The sequence below is a fragment of the Lentilactobacillus diolivorans DSM 14421 genome (assembly GCF_001434255.1).
Classification (GTDB): domain Bacteria; phylum Bacillota; class Bacilli; order Lactobacillales; family Lactobacillaceae; genus Lentilactobacillus; species Lentilactobacillus diolivorans.
The window spans coordinates 1-5226 of sequence record NZ_AZEY01000055.1 but is presented as its reverse complement, the minus strand read 5'-3'; the positions used below and the strand labels follow the sequence as shown (position 1 = coordinate 5226).

4 protein-coding genes are annotated in these 5226 nt (G+C 35.0%); 1 reads left to right on the top strand and 3 read right to left on the bottom strand.

The window, feature by feature from the left end; genetic code table 11:
- Positions 1-187: 187 nt before the first annotated feature.
- The gene (locus FC85_RS05650; RefSeq protein ID WP_057864577.1) at positions 188-1330 is read right to left on the bottom strand and encodes a site-specific integrase; all 1143 of its coding nucleotides are present in this window, start codon (positions 1328-1330) and stop codon (positions 188-190) included.
- A 480-nt stretch (positions 1331-1810) separates the two neighbouring features.
- Here FC85_RS05650 and FC85_RS15985 point away from each other — a divergent pair, with 480 nt between their 5' ends.
- Entirely contained in the window at positions 1811-3433 is a 1623-nt protein-coding gene (locus FC85_RS15985; protein ID WP_186825104.1) for an S-layer protein, read from the top strand.
- A gap of 260 nt (positions 3434-3693) precedes the next feature.
- Here FC85_RS15985 and FC85_RS05640 read toward each other — a convergent pair whose 3' ends face one another.
- Positions 3694-4323, bottom strand: coding sequence for a hypothetical protein (locus FC85_RS05640; protein ID WP_057864576.1), 630 nt, complete (start codon positions 4321-4323; stop codon positions 3694-3696).
- 60 nt (positions 4324-4383) lie between these two features.
- Positions 4384-5046 (bottom strand): NUMOD1 domain-containing DNA-binding protein, encoded by a 663-nt coding sequence (locus tag FC85_RS05635; RefSeq protein ID WP_057864575.1) that lies wholly within the window; start codon positions 5044-5046, stop codon positions 4384-4386.
- Between the last annotated feature and the right edge of the window lie 180 nt (positions 5047-5226).

Sequence of the window (5226 nt, the reverse complement as noted above, 5' to 3'; positions counted from 1 at the left end):
ACCAACGTAGGGTATTGCATCCGTACATAAGCTGTTTTGCGGGATTGATAAACGTTGGTATGTCAGTGTTTTTCTATTTTAACCATTTGAAGGTTTACATCAGTTTCCACTTGATTATAATCTTCTGCACATTTCTGCACATTATGCATAAAAAGAGTGTGCAGGAATGTGCACACTCTGGTTTTAACTATTGTTCTAATTTATTCAAATAGGTGATTGTTTTGCCAGCTTCCTTAGTTTGGAGTTCCTGTACGATATGTAGATAGATCGAGATGGTTGTGTCAACATTCTTGTGACCTAGGCGCTGAGAAATATATGGAATAGCAATTCCTTTATATAATAGTAGAGAGGCGTGTGTATGCCTCAAACCATGAAAAGTTAAATCCGACTTTATACCAGATCGCTTTAGGGATATTCGCAATAGATGTTCTAGGGTGTTGATTGAAACCGGTTTTAAATCACGTCCTAAGAATACTAGGTTCTGGGGATTGTCTGCTTTTTTTAACGTTAGTTGGGTATTCTGATTTAGTTTTACATGGGCAAATAGGTTACTCAAAGTTGGATCGAAGATAATCGTTCGATTTGACGAAGCATTTTTAGTGGGACCTAGAGTATGGGATTTAAAATTCCAAGCATGATAAATATGAATAGTGTGCATATCCTGATCAATGCAATCCCAGGTTAAACCAGCAATTTCAGAAACCCGCATACCAGTTAAAAGAGCTGCATAAGCCATTGAATAAACAATTGAACCATTTAAATGTGCCTTTAAATCCCTCAGTAGTTTTTTGGCTTCAGCTTCACTGAGATAATTTATTTTACGGGTGAGCTTTGGATCAAAGGTAATGTGAGTGCCAAAGGTAAAGTCACGAAAGATAATCCCGTCGTTGATTGCATTGTGCACACAAGCACGGATATGGGCGTTTACTTTAATAACGGTTGCTTTGGCATGTGCCACATGAGTAGCGTCACCGTTGCCAAACTGGTTTAAGAATTTTTGATAATCAATGCGGGTAAGACTTTTCAGTAGTTTACGTCCAAAATAATCTTTGACGATCCGAATCGTGTATTCATAATTTAATTTGGTGCTGGCAGATATTTGAGGTTCACGAAATGTTTGATACCATTTCAGTAGATAATCAATAAGGGTAACATTTTTATTGTTTAAATCACCACCCTGGGAATATTGATATTCATGTTCATTAGCATATTCTTGGGCCAGACGTTTAGTTTTAAATCCATTTTTAGAAATTGACTGACGATCACCATTAACATCATAATAAAAAATTCGAGCCTGCCAGCCACTTTTTAATTGCTTAAATGAAGCCATAAGAAGTCTCCTTTTAGTAAGCCTAAAAATTATATTTATGAATAGAATACCACATATTAAATAGGAAGAGATTTGCTTGGGATAATAAGGGGCGTCACACGCTGGAGTACGTGTGACGCTACTACAAATCATATATATGCAGTAGAACTTCCTCTACTACACGTGCTTAGCATACTGGAATCCTTCACTGGCGTCAAGAAATGACTACGAAAATATTTTATCGGTAATTAATTTGATTTGTGTGTATATAACAAGTAGAATGAACTTTAAGAGCAGACAAACATATCCTCCAAAACCCTTTCATTAGTTACTGGCTAATGGAAGGGTTTTTACATAGATGTAACAGTATTATTAATAATAAGTGACGTTTGAACTTTATATTTGTCAATTGCTATGAGTATGTTATACTAGATTTTGATCGATGAGTTCTTTTGAACTATCGTCATACTTAAAAATTTTTATATTGGAGGAGACAAAATAATGAAATCAAGTTTAAAGAAGTCATTATTTGTAGGTTTGGCTGCTCTTGGCTTTGTTGCCGTTGCAGGTTCTGCTAATGCACAAACTGCATCCGCAAAGTCTTATGCCAAAGTTACATCAAATAAAGCATTAACCACTGACGCTACTACTCGTAACGTTAATGTTAATGGTACTAACGCAATTTACACTAAGGCAGGTACCTTAAAAGGTGCTAAGGTTGTTGCTACTACAACTACTACTAAGGCATTAGCTAATGCACAAACTGGTAAGGCTAACTTCCGTGCTTATCGTGTAGCTACTACTAACCGTGGCTCAGTTTACTACAAGGTTGTATCATTCGATAAGCAATATCGTGGCTGGGTTTATGGTGGTAAGTCAACTTCTGCATTTGCTGGTGGTGTAGCTTCATACGCTACTACCAAGGATGCTACTGCTCCTGCATCAACTAACACTTATAAGTTAAGCTCAACTAGTACAACTGCTAATACTACTTTATTCAAAGCTCCAGTATGGACTCAATATAAAGTTGGTCGTGCAGTTGTTGATGGCAAAACATTAACTTCTACAGATGCTTATAAGGATGCCGTATTGACCTTTAATAAGGCCGTTACTACCTCACGTGAAGGTGACACTTGGTATCAAGTTGCTTCTGTAAATGGTTCAACTACAAATGGTTTAGTTGGTGCTTGGGTAAAGGCATCTGACGTTACTCAAACTAATCCACAAAGTGACACATCAGTACGATTCACATTTACTGATCCTTCAGGAAATGTTGTAAAAACTTTAGATTATTCTAAGGCAAATGCTAAGTCGGGTGAGACCCTTGGATCATTAACAGGAACAAATGGTAATTATTCATGGTCGTTACCCACTGGTGTTGCAACTGATCTTCAAAGCAAGATTAATGCTACTTTGAATGGTACCGGCTATTCTTACAATGTTTCAGCAAACGAATCTACACTGGCTCAAGCAAAAGCAGGCTCAACAGTTACATTGCCTGTGACTAAGGGTGATGTTGTTTATCAAACGCTTAAGCCTTATGTCGCTACCAAAGATGATGTTACATCAACTCATTTATTAACTGCAAATTCCAAATCAGCTGGTGCGTTCTTTAAGGGCTCATTTAAGGAAGGCGATCAAACCATTGACATTAGTCAGCTTGTGCATACTGATGATAATGGGAATGTTCAATCGCACAGTAATTCTTTGCCTGCTGTTAAAACTTATATTGATGGTGTAACAAATAACAAGGATACTGCTCTTGCAAACCTTAATAATGATGTTAAAGAGTATGCTGCAAACTTCTATTTGGCTCCTGCTAATATTAGTACATCTGATTTATTCAGTGGAACTAAGGGATCCGCATTTAGTTCTCAAGATGTTCTTAATTATTTAGCAAAGCATTCTACTTTGAATACTCTTAAGTCAGCTATTTATCCGGTATTTAATGCTGACGGTACTGTTAAGGAATGGGATCAGTTAAACTTGAATGCTACGAGTGCTAATAGTGGTACTTTCGGTTCTTCACCTGTTCAAGTTGTTTATACTTACGGTGATGGTAGTGCTGTTTCAGATCCATTCAGTGCAACAAATAATGGTAGTTCAGTAAATCCATTTGAATAATCAATTTAGCTTTTTGTTGATTTATAAGCAAATCCTTTTGGATTTGCTTTTTTCTTTTGCATTGATTAAATTAAGCAAATAATTCCATTTGAACACTAGTTCGATAATGGTCAAAATTCAGATAATCATAGGAGCATTTGTATTCAAAAAGATTGATACCTTACGGTATCAACCTCGAAAGTTTTACATTCTCATTTTTTGCTAAATATCTTAAGTGAACTTTCTATGTGGTGAATCTGAAACATTTTAAACACATTATTCTAGAGTTGAACTTTACCATTATATTGTTCCATTGATTTATAAATATATGCTTGGCGTTGATCATAAAGTAATCCTAAAGGATTAGAATCGGCTTTTATTTGAACTTTGAGATTGTTATATTGATTCTCATAAGTTTCAGCATTCCCATTGGCTTGCTGAAGAGCGGTTTGATAATCTGATGAAGTAGGATCATCATTTTCTAGAGCATTGACAAAGGGTTCCATTGTTTGCACTTGTTGGTTTAATGGCTTTATTTGATTTTTAATAGCCGTTATTTTGGCATTAATTTGTTTTATCTTAGCATCATAATTGATTTCCTTAACAATAATTTTGAGGCTAATTTTTTTAGATGTATAACCCTTTTTGGTGGCCAAGAGTTGATATTTATTTTTAAAGTTAAGTGGTTTGGTGACTTTTATAGAAAAGTTACCGCTACTTTTTTTCTTAGCAATAGTTTTTTGTCCTTCATAAAGCGTTATATTCGTTCCTTTGGTCGTTTTACCAGTAATAGTCTTGGCTTGATTATTAATAGGATTAATCTTAATAGTTAGTTTGTGTGAAGAAGCATTTACTGATGATAAAAACATAAATGGCAGTGCCAAGCCTAAAACAAGATTAAACTTTTTCATAATGAATTCCCCCCTAAATATTAAAAGAGTACATTAACTACATAAAAAATTAATTGAATACTATACTGGCGGACGGTGTTTACCATGACGAAATACATAGTCTAAAGAAACCGTTCCTGCCAAGTATCTTTGATAACGCATTGAGAAAGTGGATTGAGCAATTCCCAAGTACTGACTGGCTTCATGCTGATTACGAAATGTTTTGTCCTTGTAGTGAATGGGAACACTTTTAGTTTTCCTCATTTTTAACATGTAAGGAGTAGATGCAAATACATCTTCCACAGTATATTTACCCTCATGATAAAATCTGAGTCGTTTAGTGAAGGTATTTTGATTAATTCCCAAATACTTAGCTGCTTCTTGCTTACTGGCAAATTTTTTCCCGTGATAACTGGGAAGTTCGTAAATTGTATATTTGGATGGGTGAAATAGTTCGTCTAAAGATAATTCGCCCAATTCATACTTTTTGAATCGACGATTAAACGAAACTAAGGTAATGCCAATAAATTTAGCAGCCTCTGGATGATTTTTAAAAACCTTGCCATGATAAGTAATCGGATTAGTTAAATGAAAATTTTCCGGAGAGAATAAATCTTCTAAGGAAATTTTATGAGCCTGATACTTCTGATACCTTTTAGCAAATCCTGCTTTGGTAATTCCGATATAGTCGGCAGTTTTTTGATAACTTGTAAATGTTGTTCCCTGATATGTAATGGGCTTCATTCATCATCTACTCCTTTCATCATAATCCTAAAATTATTACGCAAGTACTTAAAAAAATAATTGCAATGCCAATAAATATGGCAAACAGTTTATATGGATCTTTGAAGGAAAATTTTTGATTTTGTCTTGAATTTACACTTTAAGTGCAACACTAATTAAATAAAGAATGGCCCATGGCCA

What these genes read in the sequence shown, in the direction of transcription:
- FC85_RS05635 (WP_057864575.1), bottom strand. Translation starts at nt 5,046, where the DNA reads ATGAAGCCCATTACATATCAGGGAACAACATTTACAAGTTATCAAAAA.
- FC85_RS05650 (WP_057864577.1), bottom strand. Translation starts at nt 1,330, where the DNA reads ATGGCTTCATTTAAGCAATTAAAAAGTGGCTGGCAGGCTCGAATTTTT.
- FC85_RS05640 (WP_057864576.1), bottom strand. Translation starts at nt 4,323, where the DNA reads ATGAAAAAGTTTAATCTTGTTTTAGGCTTGGCACTGCCATTTATGTTT.
- FC85_RS15985 (WP_186825104.1), top strand. Translation starts at nt 1,811, where the DNA reads ATGAAATCAAGTTTAAAGAAGTCATTATTTGTAGGTTTGGCTGCTCTT.